Genomic DNA, 3,124 nt, shown 5'->3' with positions numbered 1-3,124 from the left:
CTACTCGGAATGCTTCTATTCCTAGCACAGTGACAAATTATAATCCTGGAGATTACTTGGTGACTCTCACTGTTACCGATCCATACGGACTGCACCATTCAACGACAAAAACGATTGAAGTGCTACCACTCATTTTAGAAGCTCAGCTCCGACATACCGAAACCTGGGAAACTCATTTTAATGAGAACTTCTTGGATCTGTCCAAGTTCCTAGCGGGCGAACCAGTCATTGTCGATGCTATTACGAGTGACAATGCAGCAGCTGTAGAAGTAGATATGCAGTTTCCATGGGCCGTAATTCCAGTGCCAACACAGTTTTTGTATGACGCTTACTACAGTCAGTATCCGAACTTTGCTTATACTGGATCACTATTAAGAGAAAATAGCAGCACTTGGTCAGATACAATATGGAGGAGATATTGGATTCAGATACCGGACGGAACCTATACTGTAACGGTTAGGGCGACATACCTGAATGGCCAAGTACGTGAAGAAATCCTAAATATAGAAATAAGGGATCACATCTGGTATAACAAGAAAGAAGGAAACCCAAACCGTGGTTAGCAGGATTTAATCAAGCTTCGTACCGGTTAGAAGATGCAGCTGCATCTTCTAACTCTATTCAAAAAAGCTACAGAAAAGCCTCTGGCATATAGTCAGAGGCATTTTTCTTATACGGTGGAATATGACAAAGAAAACATTTCCTTTGTATATCTCTGTGAATCAGGAATTTTTATCCTTTTGCAATAGTTAGAATGGTTGTCATTGAAGGAATAATAATGACGTGGTATGATTAAGATAATAAAAGAGAGCCGAGTTGCACCTCGACTCTCCGTAGCAATAGCCGCACAAAAAGCGGTGGCTCGGTAGGCAGAAATAGACCGCATACCTTTGGTGAGGGGCGGTCTATTTCTTTGCGTTAAATGACAGCATGGCTACAATTAGCAAGCCGAAAGTTAGCATCAATGAAATTGCTTCGAATACTGTCACAAGGCATCACCTCCCTTCCGGGAGATTAGCCGACCGCCCTTTGCCCTTCTATCGCTATACATATTGTACCATAATTCTACCCATATAGACTGAACTTTTGAATTACATGTGAAAGACCGATTATACGAAGTAGTTCTTTAATTCATTCTATATAACAGGAGTTGAAAGCCTAATGAAAACCTGGGATGAGTTTGAAAAAGAGATTTCCAGTGTAGACGACATTGAGATGGAAACCATCAAGCAAAAAGCTTGGATGGTGTCGGCGATTATTCGTCAACGCCGTATGCTTGGGTGGACACAAGAACAAGTCGCCCAACGTGCCGGGCTTAGCCAATCCATGGTCGCACGATTAGAAAACTCAACACAAATTCCACGTTACGATACGCTGCAGAAAGTCGTTCTTGCTCTTGGGCTTCGTTTTGAGCTGGAAGAGATCAGAAATCAGCTTGGATGATAAACTCCTGGCGAGTTTCCTTCAGACCCCATTGCTCTGGAAAAACAACCCTCCCATCTAGCACCTGCACCACGATATCAGATCCGGTATGGTCGGTAATACCAATCTCTGGATAGTTATATTTGTATTCTCACTTATTAGTGGATCTTCAGAAATGTAATGACCACCAATTTGCGTATAGCGAAACCCAAAATACATTAAGACTCCTTCCCCCTTTGAAACTGTACTTTTGTAGTTCCTCCGGTTATCGAATCCAGGGTTAATTGTTCATTGATTTTTGTAAGTATGAATACATCATGTGGCAATTTGTAATTATCAATTGTGATGCCGAAGATCTATCCTCATAACGAATTAATTTCATAGGATGTTCTATTTTTGATAATAGTACCGGAAAGTTAAGAGCATCTTCGGGGTAGAATGACTGTTTATCCGGATTCTTTTCGACATACAGGTCGATATCTGACTTGATTTTTTCCCATTTACGCTTATATGCTTCTGCATGATCTAGGTTTTCTAACCAATTGTCATCCGAACCGATGCTGCAATGTAAAACAAGCCATTTATTAAGAAATTACCACTGGAGGCCCTATATGCCTTACAATTTGACTATAAATTGGGGGATTGTTACAATTTTAGAAGTTCGAATTTTTCCATGAGCAATATCAACAATAAGAATACGGGAGGCAATTGAATGTCTAATCGTGGAATGGCAGTCTCTTTCTTCTTTATTTCTACACTTTTATTCTGTACGAGGTATCTTGTAGCCTCAATTTATTTATCAACCGAAACCTCGAAAACGAAAGAGCTATTTAACCAGGGTTTATCCCTTACTGGTAATACTCTTTTGATCTTGAGTATTATCGCTCTAATTATTGGAGTTGTATATTTAATCTGGGATAGAATAACTAGTCCCAAATAGTTTAATCAAGAAAAAAGGTTGGATCAAATGTACAGATCCAACCTCCACATTTTATTTATCTTCTTACAGTAACGGCAGTTAGTATTCCATCTGCTTGTCCACTTACTCTTCTCGCAGTATAAATATCAGTCCAAACACTGCTTACCTTGCTGCCAAAAGAATTATAATATTCAGTTACCCCATAAGAGTTATCCATTATTGGTGTAAACTCAAACCAGCTCTTATACCCTGGTTGAACTGTAATGCCTACAGAATCAGATAATTGGTAACTATTAGTCCAGCTTCCTCCTAAAACTGCACTTATTGCACTTCGAATAGGGATTGTTATGGAAATATTAGCGCTGTAACTTACAGTTGAAGAGACTGAAACTGTTCTAGTTAGTGGGTCTTGAGTAGCGTTATCTACTTCAATAGAAACTCTACTTCTCAAATGATGCATAGGCAGTTGATTGATTCTTGTAACCGCTAGAATATAGTCAACAAGAATTGCTAGATAAGAATGAGCACTTTACGAACCTTCCTACCCTGAATATCATACATCTTAGAAATAATCATCATGGGTGAGGAAGAGTATGAAACGCTTAACAAGGTGGCCTATGTACTTCTCTATTCATCAAATGAAAGCGAAGGGATTGAAGATTTCACAGATCGCTAGAAAACTGAAGGTCTCTAGGAACACGGTATATAAGTACTTGGAGATGAATCCGGACGAATTCAAACAATTCATGGAAGATCTCGAGACTAGGAAGAAGAAGTTTATAA

The 3,124-nt window shown here is 39.3% G+C and carries 4 protein-coding genes; 3 read left to right on the top strand and 1 reads right to left on the bottom strand.

What is annotated here, in order from left to right; all coding sequences use genetic code 11:
* On the top strand, positions 1-563 hold a 563-nt coding region (locus PSHG_RS25785), incomplete at its 5' end, for a PKD domain-containing protein (protein ID WP_010279994.1).
* A gap of 342 nt (positions 564-905) precedes the next feature.
* On the opposite strand, the gene PSHG_RS32055 is transcribed toward PSHG_RS25785, so the two are convergent.
* Positions 906-989: a putative holin-like toxin gene (locus PSHG_RS32055; RefSeq protein WP_222860753.1), complete on the bottom strand. Its 84-nt coding sequence runs from the start codon at positions 987-989 to the stop codon at positions 906-908.
* A 172-nt stretch (positions 990-1,161) separates the two neighbouring features.
* Between PSHG_RS32055 and PSHG_RS25770 the strand changes: the two genes are divergently transcribed.
* Positions 1,162-1,443, top strand: coding sequence for a helix-turn-helix domain-containing protein (locus PSHG_RS25770; RefSeq protein ID WP_010279990.1), 282 nt, complete (start codon positions 1,162-1,164; stop codon positions 1,441-1,443).
* A gap of 1,491 nt (positions 1,444-2,934) precedes the next feature.
* On the top strand, positions 2,935-3,124 hold a 190-nt coding region (locus tag PSHG_RS25760), incomplete at its 3' end, for a helix-turn-helix domain-containing protein (protein WP_026021614.1).

This window comes from Paenibacillus senegalensis JC66 (assembly GCF_000285515.1).
Classification (GTDB): domain Bacteria; phylum Bacillota; class Bacilli; order Paenibacillales; family NBRC-103111; genus Paenibacillus_L; species Paenibacillus_L senegalensis.
The sequence above is the reverse complement of the archived record's forward strand: the minus strand, read 5'-3'. Positions and strand labels throughout refer to the sequence as shown.